Below are 25,031 nucleotides of genomic sequence, written 5' to 3'. Positions count from 1 at the left end.
GGCGATTCGCGGTTGGCTGCTCACTGTTTCACCCCGATGGAAGGAGGAAAAGGACGTTTAGGCCCCGACGGCCAGAACTTCACGGCCGTTATAGTGGCCGCATGCGTCGCAGATATGATGCGGACGCTTCAGTTCGCCGCAGTTCGAACATTCCTGGAATGCTTCGACCTTCAGCGAATCGTGGCTGCGGCGCATGCCGCGGCGGGACGGGGACGTTTTCCTCTTGGGGACAGCCATGTCGGCACCTGTTTCCGTATATTAAAATGTCTGTTGCGACGAGCCGAAATCCACAAAAGGAACTGACGGCCATAGAGCCGCAGACCCGTGCGGCCCGGTCGATCACGAAGCCCTGCGCCTATAGCGTTTTTTGGATGAGGCGCAAGACATTCCTTGCAATCGGCCCACCCCTTGCGCGCGCCCGGTCCGCCCGCCATGGTGCGGCCCGAATGGTCCCAGGGGGGAAGAATGATGATGCTGCCGATCGCTCTTACCTTTGGCGCGGGCTGCGCGCTCCTCAATATCTGGCTCGGCTGGCGCTGTGCGCAGGTGCGGATCAGGGGCAAGGTGCTGCATGGCGACGGCGGCGATCCGCTGTTGGCGCGGCGGATGCGCGCCCATGCCAATTTCATCGAATATACGCCGATCACGCTGCTGCTGCTGCTGCTGGTTGAACTGGCATGGGGCGAATCGCCCTGGCTGTGGGGTGCGGGCGCGATTTACCTGCTCGCGCGAATCGCCCATGCTTTCGGGATGGACGCGGACAAGCCGACGCCGGCGCGCGGGGGCGGCATCATGGCGACCTGGCTGGTGACCATCGGGCTGGCGCTGGCGGCGCTCTATGCCGCCTATGCCCATGGATCATCGACGCCCGCGCCCGCAGCCCTTTCGGCCCAGGTCTGACGCCCATGCCCCCGGTCGAGCGGATCGGCGGCCGTCGGCTGCTGTTCGTGATGGCGGTGGAGGCCGAATATGGCCCGCATCTGCGCACGCGCTTCACGCCGCTGATGACCGGGGTTGGGCCGGTGGAGGCGGCGATGACGACGGCCGTCGCGCTGCATGACCTGGAAGCCGCCGGACAGCGGCCCGACATGGTGGTGTGCCTGGGGTCGGCCGGGTCGCGGCGCTGCGCGCTGGGCGAGATTTTCCAGGTGACGAGCGTGGGCTGGCGCGACATGGACGCCTCGCTGCTGGGCTTTCCCAAGGGCGTGACGCCGTTCATCGACCATCCCCCCGCCCTGCCGCTGGCGACGCCGCTCGCCCTGCCCGGCGCAAGCCTGTCGACGGGCGCCAATATCGTGGGCGGCGACGCCTATGCCGCCATCGAGGCCGACATGGTCGACATGGAGACATTCGCGGTCGCGCGGGCCTGCGCCCGGCACGATGTGCCGCTGATGGGCCTGCGCGGCATTTCCGACGGGCCGGGCGAGATCAGCGGCATTGATGACTGGACGGCGCTGCTGCACCTGCTGGACGAGCGGCTCGCGCTGGCGGTCGACGGGCTGGAAGGGGCGCTGATCGCCGCCTGAGGCGCGCTGGAAGCCCCTTCAGTCGCCTTCGAAGGCGAGCAGGGCCTCGGCCGCCACGCCGTCATTGCGCAGCAGGTCCATGCCGCCCAGATCGGGCAGGTCGATGGCGAAGAGCGCGAGCATCAGTTGCGCGCCCTGTTCGCGGAGCAACTGCGCGGCGGCGAGCGCGGTGCCGCCGGTGGCGATCAGGTCGTCGACCAGCACCACCCGCGCGCCCACGGGCACCTGCCCCTGATGCAGTTCCAGCCGGTCCGCGCCATATTCCAGCACATAGTCGATGCCCACCGTCGGGCCGGGCAGCTTGCCCGCCTTGCGCACCGGCACGAAGCCCGCGCCCAGCACGCGAGCGAGCGCGGCGGCGAGGATGAAGCCGCGCGCTTCGACCCCGACCAGAAATTGCGGCTCCAGCGGCCTGATCCGGTCGGCCATGCGGTCGATCAGCTCGGCAAAACCGGCGGGATCGGCGAGCAGCGTGGTAATGTCGCGAAAGGCGATGCCGGGCTTGGGGAAATCGGGGATCGTCCGCACCAGCGCGGTCAGGCTTTCCAGGCTCATATTGGCAGGCTCCCTTGGGATCACTCCATGAAAAAGGGGGCGGGTCCGTGCGGACCGCGCCCCCGTTTCTCTTTCACCGGCGCAGCGCGCGCCGGGCCGGTCAGGCCTTCTTCTTCTTGTCCGCCCAGATATTCTGGTAGGACATATAGGCCAGACCCGTGGCGATCAGCAGGAAGATGATCGTCGCCAGACCCGCCGTGCGGCGATTTTCCAGCTTGGGTTCCGCCGTCCAGGTCAGGAAGGCGGCGACGTCCTTCGCCATCTGGTCGACGGTCGGCTTGGGCTGGCCCTCGCCATAGGTCACCTGGCCTTCGGCCGTCAGCGGCGGCGCCATGGCGAGGTTGAGGTTGGCGAAATAGGGGTTGTAGTGCAGCCCTTCGGGCGTCTTGGCGTCCGGGAACTTCTTGAGCAGTTCGGCGGGCTGTTCACGATAGCCGGTCAGCAGCGAGTAGACATAGGCCGAACCATGGTGGCGCGCCTTGGTCATCAGCGAAAGATCCGGCGGGATCGCATTGTTGTTCGCCGCTGCCGCCGCGACATTGTTCGCGAAAGGCTTGGGGAAGTGATCGGCCGGAACCGGATCGCGGCCCGTCATCTCGCCCGTCTTGGGGTCGACATCGGGGGTCTTGATCGCCCACTGCTTCGCGATGGCCTTCACCTCGGCTTCGTTATAGCCGAGCGCCTCAAGGTCGCGGAACGCGACGAATTTCAGGCTGTGGCAGGCCGAGCAGACTTCCTTGAACACCTGGAAGCCGCGCTGGAGCTGCGCCTTGTCATATTTGCCGAACGGGCCGTCGAACGAGAAGTCCACATGCTTGGGGGCAAGGTGAAACTCATGCTCGACCGTCGGCGCGGGCGGTTCGGAGATATAGGCTGCCGCGCCCATCAGGAACGAGACCAGCAGCCAGCCGGCGAAAAAGAGGCCGACGAGGAATGCGCCAATGCGAACCATGATTATGTCGTCCCCTTATTCGGCCGGAACCGCGGCGGCTTCGCCGTCGGTCGCGCCATATTTGGCCAGCACCGCTTCGGTGATCGAGCCGGGAAGCGGCAGCGGCTTCTCGAACCGCGAGATCAGCGGCAGGATGATCAGGAAGTGGGCGAAATAATAGGCCGCCGCGACCTGAGAGATCATCACGAAGGGTTCTTCCGCCGGCGCGCCGCCGCAATAGCCCAGGATCGCCACGTCAGCGAGCAGGATCCACCAGAACTTCCGGAAGGTCGGGCGATAACGGCCCGAACGCACCGGCGAGGTGTCCAGCCAGGGCAGGAAGAAGAGCAGCAGGATCGACGCGAACATCGCCAGCACGCCCAGCAGCTTTGCGGGGATGAAGAAGAAGTCCACCGTGAAGGCGCGCAGGATCGCGTAGAAAGGCCAGAAATACCATTCAGGCACGATGTGCGCAGGCGTCGAGAGCGGGTTGGCTTCGATATAATTGTCCGGGTGGCCCAGGAAATTGGGCGCGAAGAACAACAGGACCGAGAAGCAGATCAGGAAAACGCCCAGCCCGAAACCGTCCTTCGCCGTATAATAGGGGTGGAAGGGCACAGTGTCCTGCGGCCCCTTCACCTCCACGCCGGTCGGGTTCGAGGAACCGGGAATATGCAGCGCCCAGATGTGCAGGATCACCACGGCGGCGATCACGAAGGGCAGCAGGAAGTGCAGCGAGAAGAAGCGGTTGAGCGCGGCGTTGCCCGGCGCGAAACCGCCCAGCAGCCAGGTCTGGATCGGTTCGCCCACCACCGGGATGGCGCCGAACAGGCCGGTAATCACCTTCGCGCCCCAATAGGACATCTGACCCCAGGGCAGCACATAGCCCATGAAGGCGGTCGCCATCATCAGCAGGAAGATGACGAGGCCGAGCAGCCACACCATTTCGCGGGGCGCCTTGTAGGAGCCGAAATAAAGGCCGCGGAAGATGTGGATATAGACCACGATGAAGAAGAAGCTGGCGCCGTTGGCGTGGGCATAGCGCATCAGCCAGCCCGCGTTCACGTCGCGCATCGTCTGTTCAACGGTGCTGAAAGCCACCAGGTCGTTGGCGCCATAGTGCATCGCCATGATGACGCCGGTGACGATCTGGATCACCAGCGCGAAGCCGGCGAGCACACCGAAGTTCCAGAAGAAATTGAGGTTGCGCGGCACCGGATAACCGGCGCCGATCGCATTGTAGACGAAGCGCGGAAGCGGCAGCTTTTCGTCGATCCACTGCATCAGGGGATGCTTGGGAGCATATTGCTCAGCCCAGGGAAAGCCCATCGTTTCTATCCTCAGCCTACGAGAATGGCGGTATCGGAAGTGAAGCTGAACTTCGGCACTTCCAGGTTCTTGGGCGCGGGGCCTTTACGGATGCGCGCGGCGGTGTCGTAGGACGAACCGTGGCAGGGGCAGAAATAGCCGCCATATTCGCCCTTGTTCTCACCCTCGCCAGCGCCCAGCGGCACGCAACCCAGATGGGTGCACACGCCCATGGTGACCAGCCACTGCTTCTTGCCGTCGACGGTGCGTTCCTCCAGCGTCTGGGGATCGCGCAGGGTCGACGCATCGACCTTGTCCGCTTCCTCGATTTCCTTCGGGGTCAACTGCCGCACGAACAGCGGCTGCGACCGGAAGGTCGTCTTGATCGCCTGACCCGGCTGGATCGACGACAGATCGACTTCGGTCGACGCGAGCGCCAGCACGTCGGCGCTGGGGTTCATCTGGTTGACCAGCGGCACGACAACGGCGACCGCCCCGGCGCTGGCAAAGCTGACCGCCGCGATATTGATGAAGTCGCGGCGACGCACGCCATCTTCACCGGCCAGACCTTCGGTTTCGGTAGTTTCAACGCTCGCCATGCATTCATACCCTCAGCAAGAACGTCCCTGTCCGCGCCGCATTGCCGTTACCGGCTTTGATTATCAGGGGATTTGAGGCGAACATGACGAACGACCCCCGCTTTCCCCCGGCGTGGTTCGCGGGTCTGATAGCCACAGGATGGGGGCTTTGCCAACAGCAAACTGGCGCACACTATGACAAATTGCCGCGCTGCGTTATGGGCGGGGCCATGCGTATCGCCCTCTATCAACCCGAAATCGCCGGTAATGTCGGCGCAATACTTCGCCTGGCGGCCTGTTTTCAGGTGCCTGTCGACATCATCATGCCGACGGGTTTCGCTTTTTCGGACGCGAAGCTGAAGCGCGCGGCGATGGATTATGGGCAGGCCGCCGATGTGACCCGCCACGCCAATTTCGACGCATTTCTGTCGATACAGCGCGGTGCGGGCCGACGCATCGCCTTGATGAGCAGCCATGCCGCCACCCGCCTGCCCGAAGTCGCCTTCCGCGCCGACGACGTGCTGCTGATGGGATCGGAGGGCGCGGGCGTGCCCGACGATGTGCGCGACCTGGCCGATATTCGGGTGCGAATCCCCATGGCGCCGGGTTTCCGGTCGCTCAACATCGCGGTGTCGACCGGCATCGCCGTGGCGGAGGCGCTGCGCCAGACCGGCGGCTTTCCCGATTAGCCGAATCGGGCGGCGGATCAGCGGCGCAGCAGCAGCAGCCATTCCTCGTCGACCGGCGCGTCGAGCATCTGCTGGCGCGTCAGGGGGACGACGCCGTCATTGGGATCAATGCGCGAGAGCGAAAAGCCGGGCGCCAGCATCCGGTCGAGGAAACCGGCGGGGTCGGCATAGCGGCAGGTGCACCATTCCAGCGCCACCGCGCGCAGGGCATCGCCCGCCAGCATCTTTTCCATGCCGTCCCAGATCACCGGTTCGCTGCCCTCCGCATCGATCTTGGCGAAGGCGACCCGCATCGCGTCGGGATGATCGTCGAACCGCCGGGTGGTGAGCGGCACGGCAAGGCCATAATGACGGTGCGTTTCCGTGGTGATGAACGCGCCGCCCGCCTGTTCGGGATTACAATAAAGCGTCACCGACTCCCCCGACACGCCGGTCAGCGGTTCGGGTTCGAGGGCGACGACGGGTTCAAAGCCGTTGGCATGAAGGCTTCGGCGCAACAACGCCGCGACCTGCGGATTGGGTTCGAACGCCAGCACCTTGCCGGACGGCCCGACCAGATCAGCCATCAGCAGCGAAAAATAGCCCAGATTGGCGCCGACATCGGCCACCACCATGCCGGGGGTGACGATCCGCGCGATTTCCTCCGTCAACCAGAGTTCCCAGAAGCCGTCGAACATCAGGTGGACCGAAATGGCGTAATCGCTGGGGTCGACATACATTTTATAGCGGCCCAGAACCCGTGTGACCGCCAGCCGGTCACTGGCCGTCACCGTCCGGCACAGCGACCGGACGCGATGCTGGGTGACAAAACGGTCGCCCCGTCGCAACTGACGGAGCAACTGGCGGCGGCCCAGCAGGGTGGGCCGCAATCGGTAAAGGCTGCGCTTGATCGCTTCAATCATTCAGACGCCGCCCCTCATGCCCGCTTGCCGCAATCGCGACCGTGGGAACAGAAGTCCGCGCGCCCGTCAATAGCGCCCGCCCCGACAGGGGCCTTCTTACCCCCTTGAAACTTGGCCCGGCGGCGGGCATCGCGAGGGCCGCAACGCGCAAGGACCATCGCCACATGCTTATCCTCGACCCCCAGCAACAGGCCGCCCGCACCTGGTTTGAAAGCCTGCGCGACCGGATCTGCGCCGCGTTCGAGGCGATCGAGCGGGAAGCGGGAAGCGATGCGGCGTTCGACTATACGCCCTGGGACCGCGAGGCCGACGGCATCGCGCCGGGCGAAGGCGGCGGCGGCGTGCGCGGGGTGATGAAGGGCAAGGTTTTCGAGAAGGTCGGCGTCAACGTGTCGACCGTGGGCGGGGCCTTTTCCCCCGAGTTCGCCAAAAGCATCAACGGCGCGGCCGACGATCCGCGCTTTTTCGCGACCGGCATCAGCCTGGTCGCGCATATGGCCAATCCGCATGTGCCCGCCGTGCATATGAACACGCGCTTTCTGGCCACGACGAAACGCTGGTTCGGCGGCGGCGCGGACCTCAATCCGCCCATTCCCTATGATGAGGACACCGCCGATTTCCATGCCGGGCTGAAGGCGGCCTGCGACGCCCATGACGCGGACCATTATCCCCGGTTCAAGGCGTGGGCCGACGAATATTTCTTCATTCCCCATCGCGGCGTGCATCGCGGCGTGGGCGGCATATTCTATGACCATCTCGAATGCGCGGACGATGCGGCGTTCGACGCCCATTTTGCCTTCACCCGCGCAGTGGGCGAAGCGTTCCTTGCTGCCTATCCACCCATCGTGCGGCGGCGCATGGGCAGCGAATGGACGCCCGACGATTATGCCCGGATGCTGGAATGGCGGGGGCGTTATGCCGAATTCAACCTCGTCCACGACCGGGGCACATTGTTCGGCCTCAAGACCGGCGGCAATATCGACGCGATCCTGATGAGCCTGCCGCCCATGGCAAGCTGGAGCTGAACGCCATGGCGCTAACCCCCGTGGACGGGCGACAGATCGCCACCATCGTCACCCATCTGGAAATGCGGGAGCGACCCAGGCCCGCCCCCTTCCCGCCCGCGCCGCTGCGGCTCGTGCCCTGGAAACAGCCCGACCTTGCCGCCTATCGCGCGCTGTTCCGCCGGGTGGGGGAAGACTGGATGTGGTTTTCGCGGCTGGTGATGGCGGACGAGGATGTGCTGGCCATCATCCGCGATCCGGCGGTGCAGATTTTTGCGGTGACCGATCTGCGCGGCCATGAGGTGGGCCTGCTGGAGCTGGACTTTCGCGTCGCGGGCGAATGCGAACTGGCCTTTTTCGGGCTGGTCAGTGCGCTCAATGGCCGGGGCTATGGCAAATGGCTGATGGCGCAGGCCAAATCGCTGGGCTGGCGAAAGGATGTGACGCGGCTGTGGGTGCACACCTGCACGCTCGACAGCCCGGCGGCGCTGCCCTTCTATATCCGGTCGGGCTTCACGCCCTTCGCCCGCGAGGTGGAGATTTTCGACGATCCGCGCCTGACCGGCCATATGCCGCCCGATTGCGCGCCGCAGATCCCGAAACTGGGATAACCCCGGTCAGGCGTCGGCGGGCTGAAGCTGGCGGTAGAGGCGCGCCAGCGTCGCCAGCATATAGACGAGGATCACCGTCGACACGACCAGACCGACGCCCATGGCGACCGTGCGCGCCACCTCCCGCTCCATCATCAGCCCGAACAGCACGCCCGACACCAGTTGCGCCGCGCCGCTGACGATGAAGGACAGGAAAATGATGGCGACGAGGAAGCCGAGCAGGCGCAGCAGGTTGCCCGCCGTCATCCGCCAGGACGCCCGCAGACTGTCGCGCACGCCCAAAGCGGTGTCGATGACCACCGGATAAAGCATGATGAGCCGCCCGGTCAGGATGATCGAACCCACCACAGCGGCGGCGGCCATCAGCGCGGCGAGGAAATAGGCGAGGGTCGCCGACAGGGCGGCCAGCACGCCGACAACCAGCGCCGCGACCAGCACCACGCCCGCGACCAGCGCGGAAAACAGCAGGAAAGCGCCGATCAATATCGGTGCGCGCGTGAGGGCGAGGCGCAACGCCTCCCCCACGCTGATGCCCGGACGCAGCGCCAGCGCCAGCACGCCAAGCGCGCCGAACAGCTCGACGATGTTGGCGACGAGCGCCAGCAGCCAGAAGCTGGCGGGAACGTCGGGCATCGCCCCCTTGCCGCCATTTTCGATCCACGCGACAAGTTCGGGCGGCATCAACGCCTGCCCGGCAAAGGCCGGCACGGCGATGAACAGCATGGCCACGGGCAACAGCAGGGCGCTTTCCCGGCCGACAAAGGCCATGCCCTCTTCCCACGCCTTGCCCACCGACAGCCTTGCCATTGCCCAACCCTCATCACCATCTGCCCGGACATGGGCGCGCGCAGACTTGATCGCTCGCCCCGCTCAAGTCAAGGAAGGCCCATGCCCATCGACAAGCCACGCGATTCCAGCCCCGACGCCGCCGTAGAATGGCGGGTGGACGCCGCGCCCGTGCCCTATCCCGATGCGCTGGCCGACATGGAGGGGCGCGCCGCCGCCATCGCAGCCGGGGAAGCGGGGGAGCGCGTCTGGCTGCTGGAGCATCCGCCGCTCTATACCGCCGGGACCAGCGCCGATGCGGCCGAACTGCTCGACCCGCGCTTTCCGGTCTACGACGCGGGGCGCGGCGGGCGTTACACCTATCATGGACCGGGGCAGCGCATCGGCTATTGCAACATCGACCTGGGCGCGCGGGGCAAGGATGTGCGCAATTTCGTCCATAATCTGGAAGGCTGGCTGATCGCCGCGCTCGGCGACCTGGGCATCGCCGCGCGCCGGGCCGATGGACGCATCGGCATCTGGACGGACAATCGTCAGGGGCAGGAGGCGAAGATCGGCGCCATCGGCGTGCGGGTGCGGCGGTGGGTGACGCTGCACGGCTTTGCCATCAACGTCGATCCCGACCTGTCGCATTTCACGGGCATCGTGCCGTGCGGGATCAGCGAATATCCGGTGACGAGCGTCGCCGATCTGGGCCTGAGCCCCTCCATGGCTGCGCTGGACACAGCGTTGCGCGCGCATTTCCCGGCCTTTCTGGCGGCCCTGCGCAAATGCCCCCCGGGGGTTGAGCAATGCGAAACGCGCGTTTAGGGTCGCGCGTCGCCGGTGGGGGGCCGCCGGGTCAAAGCCGATAACAATGGAGAACCGAATGCGCCCGGCCATCATCCTGCCCGCTGCCCTTGCGCTCTGCGCGCTGCTGTCCGCCTGTGGCGGCGGCGACAAGGGCGGCAACGCCATCCAGATGAAGGATATGGAAGTGGTCGACGGCACCGCCACCGACGCGATGACCGATCTGGACGGGGTACAGAGCGAAGGCGCGGCCGTCGCCCTGCCCACGGCCAATACCGCCGCCCCGGCCGCCGACAATGCCGCCAGGCCCGCAGCCCCCGCCCCGGACGCGGAGGTCGTGGCCGACCAGTGATCTTGGCAACGGGCGCTGACCGGTTCATACAGTCGGCCCTGTAAGGACAATCAGAGACACGCGCCCATGTTCACCGCCCCGATCCGGTCGATCGCCGCCAGCGCCCTGATGGCGCTGGGCGCGATGGCCCAGCCCGCCGCCGCCCAGTTTTTCTGGTCGCCGCCCGATTTTTCGGCCGCGCCTTTCACCGACGAGGCCGCCGCCGTTTCTCTGGAACTGCCCGGCGCGACACCGGCGGAACTGCGCGCTGGCATGGTGTGGAACCTGCGCGCCGCGCTCAATGTCGCGGCGCTGCAATGCCAGTTCGAACCGACATTGCTGGCGGTCAGTAATTATAACGCCGCCATCGCCCACCATGACGCCGAACTGGATGCCGCGGTGAGCGGCCTGCTGGCCTATTTCCAGCGGGTGAAGGGCAAGGGCAAGGCGGGCCAGTCGGCCGCCAGCGATTACGACACCCATATCTGGTCAACCTATTCCACGGTCCACGCCCAGCGCGGCTTTTGTCAGGCGGCGGGCGAGGTCGGGCGGCAGGCGATCTTCGCGGATCGCGGCAAGCTGTATGAAGTGGCGCAGACGGGGCTGCCCTCGATCAAGAAGGCGCTGATCCTGGCGGGCGAGCAGGTCTATGGCGACCCAGGCAGGCTCTATACCCCCACATTGCCGCCGCTGGAGGCGAAGTGCTGGAAGAAGGGCAAGATGAAGCCGGAATGCCAGCGAAGCTGGAACGCCCGCTTCGCCGCGCGCCCTTAGGATGGATCTAACGCAGGCCCAGATATTTGTGGGCCTGCACCGTCAGCCGCCATTGCGGCCGGGCCAGCACGAAATCGACCGCCGCCTGCGCATTGTCGCGGGCGTTGGCGTCGTCCAGCGGCTGGACCAGCCGATGCGCGAAGGACCAGCCCTCCATCGCCGCGACATCATCGCCCGAATGGCCGTCACCCGGTTGCGGCCAGACCAGTTTCAGTTCGTCGCCGCTGGTCTGGACGACGGTGCTCCCCGCCTTGGGGCTGATGCAGACCCAGTCGATGCCGGGATGGACGGGCAAGGTGCCGTTGCTCTCGATCGCGATGGCGAAGCCGCGCGCATGGAGCGCGTCGACCAGCGCGTCGTCGACCTGCAACATGGGTTCGCCGCCGGTCAGGACGATATAGCGCCCATCCTCCCCCTCGCCCCAGAAACCAAGGGCTGCGGCGGCCAGCGCATCGGCATCGGCGAACTTGCCGCCGCCATCGCCATCGGTCCCGACGAAATCGGTATCGCAAAAGCGGCAGACGGCGGCGGCGCGATCCTGTTCGCGCCCGCTCCACAAATTGCAGCCGGCAAAGCGCAGGAACACCGAACGACGGCCCGCCTGCACCCCTTCGCCCTGGAGCGTCAGGAACATTTCCTTGACGGCATAGCTCATGGGGTCAGGGCTTCGTCGCGTAGAGCGTGGGATCGGGCAGGCCCGCTTCCTCAAACCCCCTGGCGCGCAATCGGCAGCTGTCGCACAGGCCGCAATGCTTGCCGTCGGGCGTCGGGTCATAGCAGGACCAGCTCATGCCCGCGTCCAGCCCCAGACGGTGCGCCTCACGCACGATGTCTGCCTTTGTCATATGCTGGAGCGGCGCATTGATGTGGATGGGACGGCCCTCCAACCCGGCCTTGGTCGCGAGGGTCGCGAGATTCTGGAAAGCGGCGATGAATTCGGGGCGGCAATCGGGATAACCGGAATAATCGAGGGCGTTGACGCCGATGAAGATGTCGCTGGCGCCCGATGCTTCGGCCAGGCCCAGAGTGAGAGAGAGGAAGATGGCGTTGCGCGCGGGGACATAGGTGACGGGGATGCCGTCCCCCAGGCCGCTTTTAGGCACGGCGATGTCGTCGGTCAGCGCCGACCCGCCAAAGGCGGTGAGGTCCAGCGGCAACATGATGTGGCGCATGGCGTTGAGCGCGGTCGCGATCTTCTGCGCGGCGCGCAGTTCGATACGATGGCGCTGGTTATAGTCGATGGTGAGCGCGAGCAGGCGGTAGCCCGCTTCCCGCGCCAGGCCACCCGCGACCATGGAGTCGAGCCCTCCGGAAAGGAGGACGACGGCGAATTTTTGTTTATTGGCGATCATGGACTTCGCGCTAGTCGCCCCGGACGCTCAGCGCAAGCGGTCCGGTCACCGACAGGCGCCGACTCGGCGCGCCTCCATGGTCCAGGCGAAGGGCGCGCCGCCGACGACCCCTTGCGACCGGATCTGCGCCAGGCGCGAGGTTTCGATGCGGATGTCCGTGCGGCCGCTGCCCGCCCCGCCGCATTCATAGCTGACCGACAGGCTGCGCTGCGTTTCCGCCAGAACATAACGCTGGCATTGCGAGCGGGGATGTTCGACCTGGAGCAGTTGTTCAGGGTTGGCGACGCACAGGCGCCGCACCTGCGGTTCGCCGCGGGCGCGCAATTCCCACGCGCCCGGCTCCAGCTGGCGCAGCAATCCGGGCGCCTGGGCCGCACTGGCCATCGCCGAAAGCATCATCAATCCGCCCAGAACGGGCACAAGCCGAAATGTGAACGCCATTAACTTTCCGCACCCTCAAAAAAACGCCCTGTGGCAAGGGGGAAGCCACATGGCAGGGGAAGCGCGACCTTTGTCTATCCATCGCTTGTGCGACGGGATTGCGGCATTTTGATAGCCAAATTGCCGCCAAACGCCCTAATGACAAATTTCGTTAGCGATTGTGCGCTGCGTCACGCCCTTGAGGGGGCAGGGTGATTTCTTCAGTGCTGGCTGCCGAAACTGTCCAGCGTCAGCGGGAAGAGGCGCGAACAGAAGGCGCAATCGACGGTGATGACGCCGTCGTCGCCCGCCATATCCCTGCGCTCGTCAAGCGGAAAACGGCCGATGACGTCGCGGATATGATCGACATTGCACCGGCATCCCTTAGACAGCGGCGTCGCGGTGGTGATCCGCACTTCCTCTTCCTCATGGAACAGGCGCCACAATATGTCGGTCAGCGGCAATGCAGTGTCGGTCAGCTCATCATCCCTGAGCGTGCCCGCCAGCGCCTGCACATGCTCCCATTCCGGGTGATCGTGGCGGACATGCAGGCGTTCGCGCCCCACTTCGCCCTCGGGCAGATGTTGCAGCAACAGGCCCGCCGCGATGCAGCCCGCGCCCGCGTCGTGGCGCACGGCGATATGGACGATGCTGGGTATCTGTTCGGACTGGAAGAAATAATGTTCCGCCGCCGACGCCAGCGAGGCCCCTTCCAGCGGCACGATGCCCTGATAGCGTTCGCCGGTGGTCGCAAGGTCGAAGGTGATGGCGAGATAGCCCTTGCCAAACAGGCCGAACAGCGACGGGTCCGTGCCCAGTTCGACCAGCCGGTCGGCATCGAACTGGGCATAGCCGCGCAGTTCCCCGCCGCGATAATCGGCGACCAGCAGGGAAACGACGCCATGTTCGGTCTGCGCCTGCAACGTCATCTGCCCGTCCACATCCTTGAGCGTGCTGCCGAGCAGCGCGCCCAGCACCAGCGCTGAGCCGAGCAGCCGCTCGATCGCCGGGGGATAGGCGTGGGCGGACAGGATCGCGTCCAGCACCGGGCCGAGCCGCACGATGCGGCCGCGCACGTTGCGCGACGGGATGGTGAAGCCCTGCGCCTGATCGAGATGGGGATGGGGGGTCAATGACTGCTCCGAAAGCGCCGAAGATGGGGTGCGCGCCGAAAAACTCAACCCAGACGGCCGAGCGCCCAGAGCAGCACCGATTTCTGGGCGTGAATGCGGTTTTCCGCCTCGTCCCAGATCAGCGATTGCGGACCGTCGATCACCGCCTCCACCACTTCCTCGCCGCGATGGGCGGGCAGACAGTGGAGGAATTTGGCTTGCGGCTTCGCCCCCGCCATCAGGCCGGTCGTGACCTGATAGGGCATCATCGCGGCCAGCTTTTCGTCGGCATGGGCCTGACCCATCGACACCCAGGTGTCGGTGACGACGACATCCGCGCCCGCCACCGCCTGCGCCGCGTCGCGGGTCAGCGTGATGGTCGATCCCGCCGCGCGCGCCGCATCGGCAAAGGAGGGATCGGGATCATAGCCCTGCGGAATGCCCATGCGCACGTCGAACTTCATCAGGCCGGCCGCCTCGATGATCGAGTGGAGCACATTATTGCCATCGCCCAGCCAGGCCCACTGGCTGCCCGGCAACGCCAGGCCATGTTCGACCACGGTCAACAGGTCCGCGACGATCTGGCACGGGTGCGACAGGTCCGTGAGGCCGTTGATGACGGGGACGCTGGCGTGGTGCGCCATTTCCTCGATCTTGGCATGATCGTCGGTGCGGATCATGATGACGTCGCACATGCGGCTGAGCACGCGCGCGGTGTCGGCGATGGTTTCGCCGCGCCCCAACTGGCTGGTCGCGCCGTCGAGAATCAGCGACGTGCCGCCCAACTGGCGGATCGCCATGTCGAACGATACCCGCGTGCGGGTCGAGTTCTTTTCAAAGATCATCGCCAGCGTGTGGCCGGCGAGCGGCGCGTCGGCATCCGCCGCGCCTTTGGGCCTGCCCGCGCGCGCCGCCTTCCGGTCGATGGCGTCGGCGATCATCGCGGCGATGGCGTCGCCGCCCGCATCGGAGAGATTGAGGAAATGCTTGGTCATTGGGTTTCCCCCATTTTCCACCGCCCCGTTCGGTTCGACTAGCCTTCGAGCGAAGCCGAGAAGGCGTATCGAGAACGGTTCTCGACAAGCTCGAACCGAACGGAGGGAACAGTGTCAGGCCGCCTTGGCTGCCGCGAAGGTCCGCGCACCGGCGGAAATCTTCTCGATGGCTTCGGCGATATGGCTTTCTTCGATCACCAGCGGCGGCAGGATGCGCAGCACATTCTGCCCCGCCGAAACCGACAACAGGCCGTGACGGTCGCGCAGATGGCCGACAAAGGCGCGCGCGTCATAGGCGTCCTTCATCCTGACGCCCAGCATCAGCCCCATGCCGCGCACATCCTCGAACATGTCGTCATGGTTGGGGATGAGCTGTTCCAGCGCGGCGCGCAGACGCGCGCCCATGGCCTTCACATGGTCCATGAAGCCGGCGGCCAGCACCTCGTCCAGCACCGTCTGCCCCACGGCCATGGCCAGCGGATTGCCGCCATAGGTCGATCCGTGGGTGCCAAACACCATACCCTTGGCCGCTTCTTCCGTCGCAAGGCATGCGCCCAGCGGGAAGCCTGCGCCGATCCCCTTGGCCACCGCCATGATGTCGGGCGTGATCCCATAGTGTTCGTGCGCGAAGAAGGTGCCGGTGCGGGCATAGCCGCATTGCACTTCGTCGAGGATCAGCAGCAGGCCATGTTCGTCGCACGCAGCGCGCAGCCCCTGAAGGAAGGCCTGGGTCGCAGGCGTGACGCCGCCTTCGCCCTGCACGGGTTCCAGCAGGAAACCGGCGGTGCTGTCGTCAATCTGCGCCAGCGCGGCGTCGAGATCGTTGAACGGCACCACGGTGAAACCGGGCAGCAAAGGTTCGAAACCGTCGCGCATCTTGGGCTGGCTGGTCGCCGAAATGGTGCCCAGCGTCCGCCCGTGAAAGGCGTTGTCGAAGCTGATGATCCTGTGCCGGTGCGCCTGCCCGTTGGCATAATGGTAACGGCGCGCGGTCTTGATCGCGCATTCCACCGCTTCGGCGCCCGAATTGGTGAAGAACACGGTATCGGCGAATGTGTTGTCGACCAGACGCTGCGCAAAGGCCTCGCCCTGCGGCGAGCCATAAAGGTTCGACGTGTGCATCAGCGTCGCTGCCTGTTCCGCGATGGTCTTCACCAATTTGGGGTGGCCATGGCCCAGCAGGTTGACCGCGATGCCGCTGGCGAAGTCCAGATAGCGTTCGCCGCGCTCCCCGATCAGGTAGCAACCCTCGCCTCGCACCGGACGCACATCGCACCGGGGGTAAACGGGCATGAGCGGCGTAATCGACATCTTACCTTCCCTTCTGGTCCATGTGCGGCGGGTATGCGAACAGGCAGAAACGCAAAAAGGCGACCCCCGCCGGGCCGCCCTTTGCGAGGCTCGCCTATACAGGGGCGTGTGCGGGGTGGTCAACCCGCGCGCCGCCCCCGGTCTTTCAGCCGATCTGGTTCCAGGCGTCGGCGATTTCAGCGATCATGGCGCGGGCCTGATCGATATCCTCCGGCTTGCGTTCGCGCGCGCCCTCCAGCAGCAGGCGGCGGCCTTCGCGATAGATTTGCGCCAGGCCCATGGCGATGTCGCCGCCCTTGTCGAAATCCAGGCTGGATTCGAGCGCGAACAGGATGGAAAGGGCGCGCGCCTGCTTGTCCGACGCCTTCAGCCGGTCGCCCTGACGCTCGGCGAGCGCGGCGGTGTCCAGCGCGAGGAGCAATTCGTCGAACAGGATGCGGACCAGCCCGTGGGGCGTCGCGCCTTCGGTCCGGCTGCCCGAGTGGACCGCCGCATAACGCCGCATCGCCGTGCCGCCCGCATAACCCTGATTATACAACATCGTGCCTGATCCCCGGTCTTAATTGTCTTTGCTGTTGGTCCAGATGGCGACCTGTTGCTCCAGATAGCTCTGGGTCGCCTTGAGCGCCGCAAGGCGCGTCTCCATCTTGGTGTAGACGGTGGTGAGCTGCGCCTGATAATCGGTCATCTGCTCGTCGAGCTTGCTGAGCTGTTCGGTCAGCGTTTCAGCCAGCTTCTTGTATTTTTCCTGCGCCGTCGCCAGCGGGCCATCCTTTTCCTGGATGGCGTCGCGCACCCGGTCCATCAGCCCGGCAAGGCCCGGATTGCTGTCCGACGACACCGCCGGATTGAGCATCTGGGTGATGGCCGAAGGATCGGCCGCGATGGCGGCGTCCAGCCTGTCGGTGTCGAGCGCGATGGTGCCGTCGCGATTGGTCTTGACGCCGATGTCGACCAGATTGCGATAGGCGCCGCTGCTGGCGAGATCGGTGGACATCATCTGCGACAATTGCCGCTTCATGTCGCGCACCGCCGCTTCGCTGTTGAGCACGCCGCTGCCAACGCCATTGACGCCCGAGGCCGACGCGGTGTTCAGCCCCTTCATCAGCGTGTTGTAGGCGTCGACAAACTCCACCACCAGATCGCGAAGGGAGCTGGTCGGTTCGTTCATGCCCAGCGTCACCAGCGTGCCCGGCGCGGCCTTGTTGAGGTCGATGCGCAGATTGGCGATGGCGGTGTCGATGGTGTTGCTGCTGTAATGCTGCTCCACGCCGTCGAGCACGATGATGCTGTCCTTCGCCTGCGTCAGCCGGCTGGCGCCGCCGGTCGTCCCGTCCCAGGTGAAGGCGTCGAGGCTGGCGTCGCCCGATGTCTTTTCCAGCGTGAAGGCGTTGGCCTCGCCGGTCGCGCCCTTCATCACCAGCCGCGTGCCCTGATTGTCGGTGATGACCGACGCGGTGACGCCCAGGCCCGCCGCGTTGATCGCGCTGGCAAGGCCGGCATAGCTGTTGTTGGCCGATGTGATGGAGATGGTCGCGCTCTGGCCGCCGACGGTCAGCGTGAAATCGCCCATGCCCACGGCCGACGCGGAGGTCGCGCCCGGAACGATGGCGGAGGCGAGCACCTGCGCCGAGGCAAGCTGCTGCACCTCCAACTGGGCGGGCAGGTTGGGCACGCCGCCGGGCAGCAGGCTGACCGCCGCGATGCTGGTGTCGTTCGATGCGGGCGTACCCGAATAGCCGGCGCCCGACAGCAGGCTGTTCAGCGCGTCGGCGAAGGTATCGAGCGAATCGGAGGCCGATGCGAGCGCGGAGATGCGCGCGCTGTTGGTGGACTGGCGGCCGGTGATCGCCTGTTCCTTGGGCTCGCGCGTGGCCGAGACAAGGCTGGATACCAGCGACGAGATGTCGATGCCCGACCCCACGCCGAGCGCGCTCGTAATGCTGCTGCTGACTGAGGTGGGCATGGCTCGTCCTTTCACTTGCGAAGAACGACCCTAGGCCAAAGACCTTTAGGAATGTTTTTCTCGAAAGCGCCCCGATCAGGCCGCCGACGCCAGCATTCCTTCGACGGTGCCGGGACGGATAGCGGCATGGGCGGCGATCGCCTGGGCGCGTTGCCGCGTGATCCGTTCGGCCAGGCCCACGGCCAGTTCCAGTTCGTTCCTGTCCGCTGGCGCAGGGGGGATGATGACCACCGGCACCGGCATCAAAGAGCGGATGGCGGCGTCCGCGCCGGCGACGGAAGCGTTGAGCCCATCGCTGCGGTCGCGCAATTCGGCCAATATGTCGGCGATGCGGGCCTGCATCTGCGCATATTCGGCGGCGCCCGCCAACTCTTCATCGACGAGGATCGGCGCATTGTCGCGGTTGAAGCCCTGCCGGGGGGCATTGTCGAGATCCGACCCCTTGGCCCCGGCGGCGCGGATGGCCGCGACCGGGCTTGTCGCGCGAGTCGCCGACCGGTCGACCGGCGGGATTTCGCTGCTTCGGGACAGAAAGTCGCTCATGACACACCATCTTTGTGCGTCCCCGTGAAGAAAGGACGGACAGGTGCGGCTAAACTTTAATTCACCTTGTTATTATTTCGCAGGCGCACATGTTTTTCCGCAGGAGCGCGCAGGCGCCAGGCCAGCAACGGCGGCAACAGCGCCGGGCCGGGTATCCCGACGCTTCCGGCAACTATCTGAATGAGCGGCAGGAAAATGACGGCAAGCAGCAGGCCGCGATCGCGCTCCTGCGGCAGCAGCAGCGCGGCCATGATGGCGAGCGCCAGGCTGTCATAGGACAGCATATAGGGCGTCGCCGCGATGGCGCAGGCGAGGAACAGCGCATGGGCGCCAATGTCGCGCGAATCGGGACGCTGGCGGAATCGCCGCCAGACCAGCGCCGCCGCGATCAGCGACAGCGCGCCCTGCGCCGCGCCCGCGGCATCGCTCGCCACCCCCGCGACACGCAGGTTCATGAACAGGGTCGGCATGAACGGCCCGGCCAGATGGTCGGGATCGGACAGGATCAGCGACTGGTTGGCGATCCCCTGTTCCAGATAGACGCGCCATATGTCCGCCCCCCACAGCACCGCCGTCAGCCCGGCAAGGCCCAGCGTCACCGCCCCCGCCGCAAGGATCGCGCGCCAGTTGCCGGTGGCGATCAGCAGGATGGGGAAGAGCAACCCGAGCTGCGGCTTGACCGTCAGCAGGCCAAGCAGCGCGCCCGCAATCCAGGGGCGGCTTTCGCGCCAGCGAAGGACAGCGAGGATGATGGCGGCGGCGAGCGCGGCGAACTGCCCCGACATCATGCCGAAGATGGCGGCCGGGCACAGCAGCAACGCGACGATCAGGCGGGCGTCGCGGGTCCACAACCGCAGCGCGGCAGCGAGCGCGCCCGTGCCGATCAGCGTCCACAGCGCCAGCGCCACGCCATAGGGCAGCAGGCCGAAGGGCGCGCCGACGAGCAGGGTGGTAGGCGGATAGGACCATTGCTGGCCCGGATAGCCCGGCCCGACCAGCGCGGCGACCGTGTCGGCATAGGCGGCAAGATCGTAGAGGCGGGCCGGATCGTCGCCCCATGCGGCGCGCCCGACGATCCACAGGTTCAGGAAATCGCGGCCGACGACCAGCCCCGTGCCGTCGCGCCATATCCCCTGCCCGGCCGCCAGGGTGAGCGCATAATAGGGCAGGTAAAGCCCGGCGAGCAGCAGCGCGGCAAGGCGCAGCGTCGCCCACGGGTCGTGCGGGTCAGAGCTTGCGACCGTCGGCATCGAAGCGCAGATCCTGCGGCACGGAAATGAAGGGGCGATCCATTTCGGTCGCCATCCTGTTTTCGACGCGGAAGACGAAGGCGAGGATGGTGGCGACCGCCATATACAGCCCTTCGTTGACGATCTGCCCCGCGCGCGAGGTGAAATAGACGGCGCGGGCGAGTTCGGGATATTGCAGCACCGGCACGCCATTCTGATCGGCGAGCTCGCGAATGGCGGCGGCGATGGCGTCGCGGCCGCGCGCGACGACCACCGGGGCCATGTCCTGCCCCGGCTTGTAACGCAGCGCGACCGCGAAATGGGTCGGGTTGGTGATGACGACGCTGGCTTCCTGCACCGCCTTGCGGGTCGAGCCGGACAGCACCTCGAACTGGCGGCGGCGCAGATGGCCTTTGAGTTCGGGCGAACCTTCGCTGTCCTTGTGCTCGTCCCTGATGTCCTGCTTGCTCATGGCGAGGCGCTTGCCGCGCTGGAAAATCTGCGCGGGCACGTCGATCCCCGCGATCAGGAACAGCGATCCCGCCATCACCAGACAGACGAACATGAACATGCCGCCCAGTTCGCTGATCGCCGGGGCGAGGCCCGCCCGGCCCAGCCCGGCGATGGCGGCGAGCCGGTCCCAGACCAGCCACACGCCGATGCAGCCGAGCAGGCCGACCTTGGCGATCGATTTCACCAGTTCAGTGAGGCCCTGCATCCCGAACATGCGCTTGAGGCCGCTCGCGGGGTTGAGGCGCGACATTTTGGGGGCGAAGGCGCCGGGGCGAAAGCCGAAGGAACCGAGCAGGGCGGGCGCGGCGATAGCGGCCAGCAGCGTCGCCAGCAGCACGCCCGCCACCGGCAGGGCGACGCCCGACAGCAATGCAGCCCCGCGCGCGGCCGGCGCGAAATCGGTGATGTCGGACCGGCGGAAACGCAGCGCCTCCACCATCATGTCGCGCAACGCCTCGACCAGGGTCGGGCCGGTGACCGCCAGGCAGCCGATGCCCGCCATGACCACCAGCGCCGTCGCCAGTTCGCGCGATTGCAGGATGTCGCCATTTTTGGCGGCTTCGTCCAGTTTCTTCTGGGTCGGTTTTTCGGTCTTGTCGCCGCCGCTGTTGCCGCCCGCCATGTCAGCGGCCCTCCGCGATCGACTGGGCCTTTTCCAGCCCCGCCTTCAGCGAGATGGTGATGCCTTCGCCCATGATCGGCAACGAAATGGCCATCAGCACAAGGCCCGCCATCAGCGCGACCGGCATGCCGACGGCGAACAGGTTGAGCGACGGCGCGGTGCGCGCCAGCATCCCCATCACCACCTGCACCAGCACCAGCGCAAAGGCGACCGGCAGCGCAATGGTGACGCCAGCGCCCAGCAGCGCGCCGCCAAATTCGACCAGGCCCCAGATGGCGTCGTTGGACAGCAGCGGCCCGCCCGGCGGCAGCGCGGTGTAGCTTTGCACGACGAAGCTCGCCAGCATCAGGTGGCCGTCCATGGCGAGCAGCATGAAGGTGGCGAGGACCGAGAGAAACTGGCCGACGACCTGCGTCGGCTGGCCCGATGCCGGATCGACCATGGCGGCAAAGCCAAGGCCCATGGCGTTGGCGATGGTTTCGCCCGCGACGAAGGCGGCGGCATAGCCGATCTGGACCGCAAAGCCCAGCGCCAGCCCGGCAAGCACTTCGCCCGCAACCAGCATGAAACCCTGAAAGCTGGCGACGCCGTCGGCGGGCAGCTCTATGGTCACGCTGTTGAGCGCGGCAAGGCCAAGGCCCAGCGACAGGATCAGCCGCAATTGCAGGGGAACGCCGTTCGCGCCGAACACAGGCGCGGCGATGAAGGCCGCGCCGGGACGGATCATGGCGATCAGCCAGATCCACAATTGCGTTTCGACGCCAGCGAAGCCCGGTGCGATCATTGCAGCAGGTCCGGTATCCGTTCGAATATCTCGCGGGTGAAATCGGCGATCAGCACGATGATCGAGCCGCCGAAAATCGCCAGCATGACGCCGACGACGATGATCTTGGGGATGAAGGACAAGGTCTGTTCGTTGATCGAGGTCGCGGCCTGCACCATGCCGATCACCACGCCGGCGAGCAACGCGGGGATAAGGATGGGGGCGGCGGCGAGCGCGGTGATCCACAGCGCCTGCTGCGCCAGTCCCATGAAGAAATCGGCGTTTTCCATGGCCCCTCCCCGTCAGGTCGCGAACGAGCTGGCGAGGCTGCCCATGGTCAGCGCCCAGCCGTCGACCAGCACGAACAGCAACAGCTTGAACGGCATGGAAATGATGGTGGGCGACAGCATCATCATGCCCAGCGCCATCAGCGTCGATGCGACCACCAGGTCGATGATGAGGAAGGGCAGGAAGATCATGAAGCCGATCTGGAACGCGGTCTTGAGTTCGCTGGTGACGAAGGCGGGCAGCAGGATCGAGAAGGGCACGTCCGCCGCCGTGCGGAAGGGCGGCGCTTCGGCGAGGTTGGCGAACAGTTTGAGGTCGGTCTCGCGCGTCTGCTTGACCATGAAGCCGTGCAGCACCTTGCCAGAGCGGCCGACCGCTTCCTCGATGCTGATCTGCCCCTTGCCATAGGGGTCGAACGCCATGCCGTTGATCTGGTCTATGGCCGGGCGCATGACGAACAGCGACAGGAACAGGGCGAGACCGACCAGCACCTGGTTGGGCGGCGTCTGTTGCAGGCCCAGCGCCTGCCGCAGCAGCGACAGGACGATGATGATGCGGGTGAAGCTGGTCATCATCAGGATGAGCGACGGCAATACCGTCAGCAGGCTCATCAGCACCAATATCTGGAGCGAGAGCGAGAGCGAGCGGCCGTCGCCGGAAATCTGGCCCATGGCGCGGGTCAGCGCGCCGCCATTGTCGACCGGCGGTGCAGCCGGGGGCGCGGCGGGCAGCGCCTGCGCCAGCGCCGGATCGACGAGCATGACGCCCGCAACCAGCAGCCCCGCGCCGATCAGGAAGTGATTAGCGCGCACGGGTGGTTTCGCCTTCCGCGATCTTTTCGATCCGGCCGCGGGTGACCGACAGCAGGATGCGGCGCCCTTCAAATTCGACGACGGCGAGCTTGCCCGATGTCCCCATCGGCAACGCCTCCAGCAGTTTGACCATCCGGTCGCCCTGCTGCGCCATCATGCCGGGCTGATATTTGCGCCACAGCCACAGCGCGCCGAACGCCATGCCGCCGACCAGCGGCAGCATGATGAGCAGCTTGACGAAATACCAGAGCATCAGGAACGCCGTTCGACGCCGGCCAGCCGGGTTTCGGCCGCCGCAATGTCGACGATGCGGATGCCGTAGCGGCCGTTCACCGTCACCACCTCGCCCTTGGCGATCAGCGCGCCGTTGACCATGATGTCGAGCAGTTCGTCGGCCTGGCGATCCAGTTCGACGATGCTGCCTTCGGCAAGGTCCATGACTTCGGCCAGACGCAGGGATGTCGAACCGACCTCCACCGACATGCGGACGGGAATGTCGGCCAGCAGCTTGAACTGCCGGTTGTTGGCGAGGCGCGCGAAACTGTCCTCGCCCTTGCCCTCGACGCGGGGGGCTTCGCTCATGTCGCTCATTGGTCTGGTCCCTGTACGAGTTTTTCGATCTGGAATGCGGCGCGGCCGTCCTGTTCGCCGACGGTGCCGTGGGCGATCACGCGATCGCCGACGATCAGCGGCAGGCTGCGGCCGATGTTGACGGGAATGATGTCGCCGACCTTGAGGCCCATCAGTTCCGACAGCGAAAGATTGGGACGCGCCAGCACGGTGCGCGCGGGCAGGCGGATGTCGCGCATCCGCCGGGCGATGCGCGCCTGCCACAGCGGGTCGGGCTGGCATTCGTCGTCATGGACGCGATTGCCCATCAGCGGTTCGACCCCGCGCAGCGCGGCGAGCGGGAACAGCAGGTCGACGGGCCAGCTCTGTTCACGGGTCAGGGTGAGGGTGAAGCGCTGGAGCACCATCTGTTCGTCGGACGCCGCCGCCGAAGCAAAGCCGACGCCGGTTTCACGCACGATCAACGCGGGTTCGATGGGCAGGATGTCGACCCAGCTTTCGACCAGGCGCAGCATCAGCGCATCCGACAGCCGGGCGATCAGCCGTTCCTCGGTCGGCGTGAACTCGCCGCGCTCGGCCATCGGCCGGTTGCCGATGCCGCCATAGAAACAGTCGACCAGCGTGGAAATCAGAGTCGCGTCGAAACGCAGCAGCATCTGGCCCTTCAGGGGCGCGACCCGATAGCAGCCGATGGAGCAGAAAGCGGGCACTTCGGCGGCCCAGCGGGCGAATTCCATGACCTGGGCGGATTGCGGTTCGACAAGGGGCCGCACGCCCGCGATCGGTTCGACGATCGCGCGCAGACGCCGGCCGAGCTTTTCGCCCAGCCGGTCCATGCCCGACAGGATAACCGGCACCTGCGGTTCATTGCGACCGAAGGCAAAGGATGGAATGGCGTTCATCAGTGTCCCCTGCCTGTCGGGGCGGGGGACATCCCGACCGTTCAGGCAGGGCTATAGAATAACGAAACTGGTAAAATTTGCGTTAACCCCGGTGTCGCCATCGTTGGCGGCATGGCCTACCCGTCATGTCCGACGTCGCTGTTCCAGCCCGGTTTTCGGCAAGCAATCCGCCAATTTCCGCCAATTTCATGTCACTGAATGACAAAGTTGGTGAAATAGACATTGTCGACGCCGCCATAGCCGGTTTTCTGTTTCAGAACGTCGTTGATGATGGTCTTCATCTTGCCCTGCAATTGCTGCTTGCCCTCGGGCGTCGCCAGCGTCGCTTCGGGCTGTTGCGCCAGCATCATCAGCACCTGGCTGCGGATCGCCATTTCATGCGCCTTGATCGCGTCGATCACCCGCATGTCATAATAGGTCGACACCGCCACGCTGATCTGGGCGAAGGCGTCGGTGTCCGACATGTTGGAGGTGAAAGGCGCCTGAATCTGGAAATAGGTCGCTTCATAAGCGGCGGGATTGCCCGGCGTCGGCAGGTCTTCGCCCTTGCCTGCGGGATGATGCGCGGCCGCTTCGCCGCCCGCAGACGCCGAACCGCCATGGCCGCCTTCGCCGCCGCCATGCGCCTTGGCGATGTCCTCGGCGCTTTCGCCCTTCAGCACCAGCACCGGCTTGTTGGGGTCTTCCTTGGGGCCTTCTTCCTTCTTGGAAAACATGCCCGTGGCATAAAGGCCGCCGACAGCGCCGCCGCCGCCGACCAGCAGCCCGACGACCAGCATCAGCACCAGCTTCATGCCGCCGCCCTTTTTCTTCGCTGGCTTGGCTTCGTCACTCATCGGATCAAGTCCC

Annotated in this window: 33 protein-coding genes; 8 read left to right on the top strand and 25 right to left on the bottom strand. The window is 65.8% G+C overall.

The genetic code is table 11. The features are described from left to right. Positions 1–57 precede the first annotated feature (57 nt). Positions 58–237: a 50S ribosomal protein L32 gene (gene rpmF / locus GGR44_RS10510; protein ID WP_183955532.1), complete on the bottom strand. Its 180-nt coding sequence runs from the start codon at positions 235–237 to the stop codon at positions 58–60. 231 nt (positions 238–468) lie between these two features. On the opposite strand from rpmF, the gene GGR44_RS10505 reads away from it, so the two are divergent. Next, entirely contained in the window at positions 469–900 is a 432-nt protein-coding gene (locus GGR44_RS10505) for an MAPEG family protein (protein WP_183955623.1), read from the top strand. Positions 901–905: 5 nt separating this feature from the next. After that, complete coding sequence (locus GGR44_RS10500) at positions 906–1,526, top strand: 5'-methylthioadenosine/S-adenosylhomocysteine nucleosidase (RefSeq protein ID WP_183955531.1); 621 nt, start codon at positions 906–908, stop codon at positions 1,524–1,526. A gap of 18 nt (positions 1,527–1,544) precedes the next feature. On the opposite strand, the gene GGR44_RS10495 is transcribed toward GGR44_RS10500, so the two are convergent. The 4 genes from GGR44_RS10495 to petA form a co-directional block, all read right to left on the bottom strand. Beyond that, entirely contained in the window at positions 1,545–2,081 is a 537-nt protein-coding gene (locus tag GGR44_RS10495) for an adenine phosphoribosyltransferase (RefSeq protein ID WP_183955530.1), read from the bottom strand. A 100-nt stretch (positions 2,082–2,181) separates the two neighbouring features. Then, entirely contained in the window at positions 2,182–3,033 is an 852-nt protein-coding gene (locus GGR44_RS10490) for a cytochrome c1 (protein ID WP_183955529.1), read from the bottom strand. 15 nt (positions 3,034–3,048) lie between these two features. Then, the gene (locus GGR44_RS10485) at positions 3,049–4,341 is read right to left on the bottom strand and encodes a cytochrome b (protein ID WP_183955528.1); all 1,293 of its coding nucleotides are present in this window, start codon (positions 4,339–4,341) and stop codon (positions 3,049–3,051) included. 11 nt (positions 4,342–4,352) lie between these two features. Further along, entirely contained in the window at positions 4,353–4,919 is a 567-nt protein-coding gene (gene petA / locus GGR44_RS10480; RefSeq protein ID WP_183955527.1) for a ubiquinol-cytochrome c reductase iron-sulfur subunit, read from the bottom strand. 209 nt (positions 4,920–5,128) lie between these two features. Here petA and GGR44_RS10475 point away from each other — a divergent pair, with 209 nt between their 5' ends. Next, positions 5,129–5,587, top strand: a complete 459-nt coding sequence (locus GGR44_RS10475) for a tRNA (cytidine(34)-2'-O)-methyltransferase (RefSeq protein ID WP_246344532.1) — start codon at positions 5,129–5,131, stop codon at positions 5,585–5,587. A 17-nt stretch (positions 5,588–5,604) separates the two neighbouring features. Here GGR44_RS10475 and GGR44_RS10470 read toward each other — a convergent pair whose 3' ends face one another. Continuing rightward, positions 5,605–6,489: an FkbM family methyltransferase gene (locus GGR44_RS10470; protein WP_183955525.1), complete on the bottom strand. Its 885-nt coding sequence runs from the start codon at positions 6,487–6,489 to the stop codon at positions 5,605–5,607. 164 nt (positions 6,490–6,653) lie between these two features. Here GGR44_RS10470 and hemF point away from each other — a divergent pair, with 164 nt between their 5' ends. Continuing rightward, positions 6,654–7,514, top strand: coding sequence for an oxygen-dependent coproporphyrinogen oxidase (hemF, locus tag GGR44_RS10465; RefSeq protein WP_183955524.1), 861 nt, complete (start codon positions 6,654–6,656; stop codon positions 7,512–7,514). Between the two features lie 5 nt (positions 7,515–7,519). Further along, positions 7,520–8,104, top strand: coding sequence for a GNAT family N-acetyltransferase (locus tag GGR44_RS10460; protein WP_183955523.1), 585 nt, complete (start codon positions 7,520–7,522; stop codon positions 8,102–8,104). Between the two features lie 6 nt (positions 8,105–8,110). Here GGR44_RS10460 and GGR44_RS10455 read toward each other — a convergent pair whose 3' ends face one another. Continuing rightward, complete coding sequence (locus GGR44_RS10455) at positions 8,111–8,911, bottom strand: DUF7847 domain-containing protein (RefSeq protein WP_183955522.1); 801 nt, start codon at positions 8,909–8,911, stop codon at positions 8,111–8,113. 81 nt (positions 8,912–8,992) lie between these two features. On the opposite strand from GGR44_RS10455, the gene lipB reads away from it, so the two are divergent. From lipB to GGR44_RS10440, 3 genes are all read left to right on the top strand, one after another. Next, positions 8,993–9,700: a lipoyl(octanoyl) transferase LipB gene (gene lipB / locus GGR44_RS10450; protein ID WP_183955521.1), complete on the top strand. Its 708-nt coding sequence runs from the start codon at positions 8,993–8,995 to the stop codon at positions 9,698–9,700. A 58-nt stretch (positions 9,701–9,758) separates the two neighbouring features. Beyond that, the gene (locus GGR44_RS10445) at positions 9,759–10,031 is read left to right on the top strand and encodes a hypothetical protein (protein ID WP_183955520.1); all 273 of its coding nucleotides are present in this window, start codon (positions 9,759–9,761) and stop codon (positions 10,029–10,031) included. A gap of 66 nt (positions 10,032–10,097) precedes the next feature. Next, the gene (locus GGR44_RS10440) at positions 10,098–10,784 is read left to right on the top strand and encodes a hypothetical protein (RefSeq protein ID WP_183955519.1); all 687 of its coding nucleotides are present in this window, start codon (positions 10,098–10,100) and stop codon (positions 10,782–10,784) included. 7 nt (positions 10,785–10,791) lie between these two features. On the opposite strand, the gene queE is transcribed toward GGR44_RS10440, so the two are convergent. From queE to GGR44_RS10350, 18 genes are all read right to left on the bottom strand, one after another. Beyond that, positions 10,792–11,439, bottom strand: a complete 648-nt coding sequence (gene queE, locus GGR44_RS10435) for a 7-carboxy-7-deazaguanine synthase (protein ID WP_183955518.1) — start codon at positions 11,437–11,439, stop codon at positions 10,792–10,794. A 4-nt stretch (positions 11,440–11,443) separates the two neighbouring features. Continuing rightward, positions 11,444–12,136 (bottom strand): 7-cyano-7-deazaguanine synthase QueC, encoded by a 693-nt coding sequence (gene queC, locus GGR44_RS10430; protein WP_183955517.1) that lies wholly within the window; start codon positions 12,134–12,136, stop codon positions 11,444–11,446. A gap of 45 nt (positions 12,137–12,181) precedes the next feature. Further along, positions 12,182–12,577, bottom strand: coding sequence for a DUF3617 domain-containing protein (locus GGR44_RS10425; RefSeq protein WP_183955516.1), 396 nt, complete (start codon positions 12,575–12,577; stop codon positions 12,182–12,184). 200 nt (positions 12,578–12,777) lie between these two features. After that, entirely contained in the window at positions 12,778–13,689 is a 912-nt protein-coding gene (hslO, locus tag GGR44_RS10420; RefSeq protein ID WP_183955515.1) for an Hsp33 family molecular chaperone HslO, read from the bottom strand. 44 nt (positions 13,690–13,733) lie between these two features. Next, on the bottom strand, positions 13,734–14,663 hold the full coding sequence (argF, locus tag GGR44_RS10415; RefSeq protein ID WP_183955514.1) for an ornithine carbamoyltransferase: 930 nt from the start codon (positions 14,661–14,663) through the stop codon (positions 13,734–13,736). 114 nt (positions 14,664–14,777) lie between these two features. Beyond that, positions 14,778–15,974, bottom strand: a complete 1,197-nt coding sequence (locus GGR44_RS10410; protein WP_183955513.1) for an aspartate aminotransferase family protein — start codon at positions 15,972–15,974, stop codon at positions 14,778–14,780. 145 nt (positions 15,975–16,119) lie between these two features. Further along, positions 16,120–16,515 carry a flagellar export chaperone FliS gene (locus tag GGR44_RS10405; RefSeq protein ID WP_183955512.1) on the bottom strand — a complete coding sequence of 132 codons (396 nt, stop codon included), beginning with the start codon at positions 16,513–16,515 and terminating at the stop codon, positions 16,120–16,122. Between the two features lie 18 nt (positions 16,516–16,533). Then, entirely contained in the window at positions 16,534–17,940 is a 1,407-nt protein-coding gene (fliD, locus tag GGR44_RS10400) for a flagellar filament capping protein FliD (RefSeq protein ID WP_183955511.1), read from the bottom strand. 75 nt (positions 17,941–18,015) lie between these two features. Continuing rightward, entirely contained in the window at positions 18,016–18,483 is a 468-nt protein-coding gene (locus GGR44_RS10395) for a hypothetical protein (RefSeq protein ID WP_183955510.1), read from the bottom strand. Between the two features lie 56 nt (positions 18,484–18,539). After that, a complete protein-coding gene (locus tag GGR44_RS10390) occupies positions 18,540–19,733 on the bottom strand; it encodes a glycosyltransferase family 87 protein (RefSeq protein WP_183955509.1) in 1,194 nt (397 codons plus the stop codon). After that, positions 19,711–20,847, bottom strand: coding sequence for an EscU/YscU/HrcU family type III secretion system export apparatus switch protein (locus GGR44_RS10385; protein ID WP_183955508.1), 1,137 nt, complete (start codon positions 20,845–20,847; stop codon positions 19,711–19,713). Before GGR44_RS10385 ends, GGR44_RS10390 begins: the two co-directional genes overlap by 23 nt. A 1-nt stretch (position 20,848) precedes the next feature. After that, positions 20,849–21,631 (bottom strand): flagellar biosynthetic protein FliR, encoded by a 783-nt coding sequence (gene fliR, locus GGR44_RS10380; RefSeq protein WP_183955507.1) that lies wholly within the window; start codon positions 21,629–21,631, stop codon positions 20,849–20,851. Next, complete coding sequence (gene fliQ / locus GGR44_RS10375; RefSeq protein ID WP_183955506.1) at positions 21,628–21,900, bottom strand: flagellar biosynthesis protein FliQ; 273 nt, start codon at positions 21,898–21,900, stop codon at positions 21,628–21,630. The genes fliR and fliQ overlap by 4 nt, the downstream gene beginning before the upstream one ends. 12 nt (positions 21,901–21,912) lie before the next feature. Further along, positions 21,913–22,659, bottom strand: a complete 747-nt coding sequence (gene fliP, locus GGR44_RS10370; RefSeq protein ID WP_221214346.1) for a flagellar type III secretion system pore protein FliP — start codon at positions 22,657–22,659, stop codon at positions 21,913–21,915. A gap of 40 nt (positions 22,660–22,699) precedes the next feature. Further along, positions 22,700–22,963 carry a FliO/MopB family protein gene (locus GGR44_RS10365; RefSeq protein ID WP_183955504.1) on the bottom strand — a complete coding sequence of 88 codons (264 nt, stop codon included), beginning with the start codon at positions 22,961–22,963 and terminating at the stop codon, positions 22,700–22,702. Further along, on the bottom strand, positions 22,963–23,301 hold the full coding sequence (fliN, locus tag GGR44_RS10360; RefSeq protein ID WP_183955503.1) for a flagellar motor switch protein FliN: 339 nt from the start codon (positions 23,299–23,301) through the stop codon (positions 22,963–22,965). Before fliN ends, GGR44_RS10365 begins: the two co-directional genes overlap by 1 nt. Continuing rightward, a complete protein-coding gene (locus GGR44_RS10355; RefSeq protein WP_183955502.1) occupies positions 23,298–24,182 on the bottom strand; it encodes a flagellar motor switch protein FliM in 885 nt (294 codons plus the stop codon). Before GGR44_RS10355 ends, fliN begins: the two co-directional genes overlap by 4 nt. Before the next feature lie 191 nt (positions 24,183–24,373). Further along, positions 24,374–25,018 (bottom strand): flagellar basal body-associated FliL family protein, encoded by a 645-nt coding sequence (locus GGR44_RS10350; RefSeq protein ID WP_183955501.1) that lies wholly within the window; start codon positions 25,016–25,018, stop codon positions 24,374–24,376. Positions 25,019–25,031: the final 13 nt, after the last annotated feature.

This window comes from Sphingobium fontiphilum, from assembly GCF_014196635.1.
GTDB lineage: Bacteria > Pseudomonadota > Alphaproteobacteria > Sphingomonadales > Sphingomonadaceae > Sphingobium > Sphingobium fontiphilum.
The sequence above is the reverse complement of the archived record's forward strand: the minus strand, read 5'-3'. Positions and strand labels throughout refer to the sequence as shown.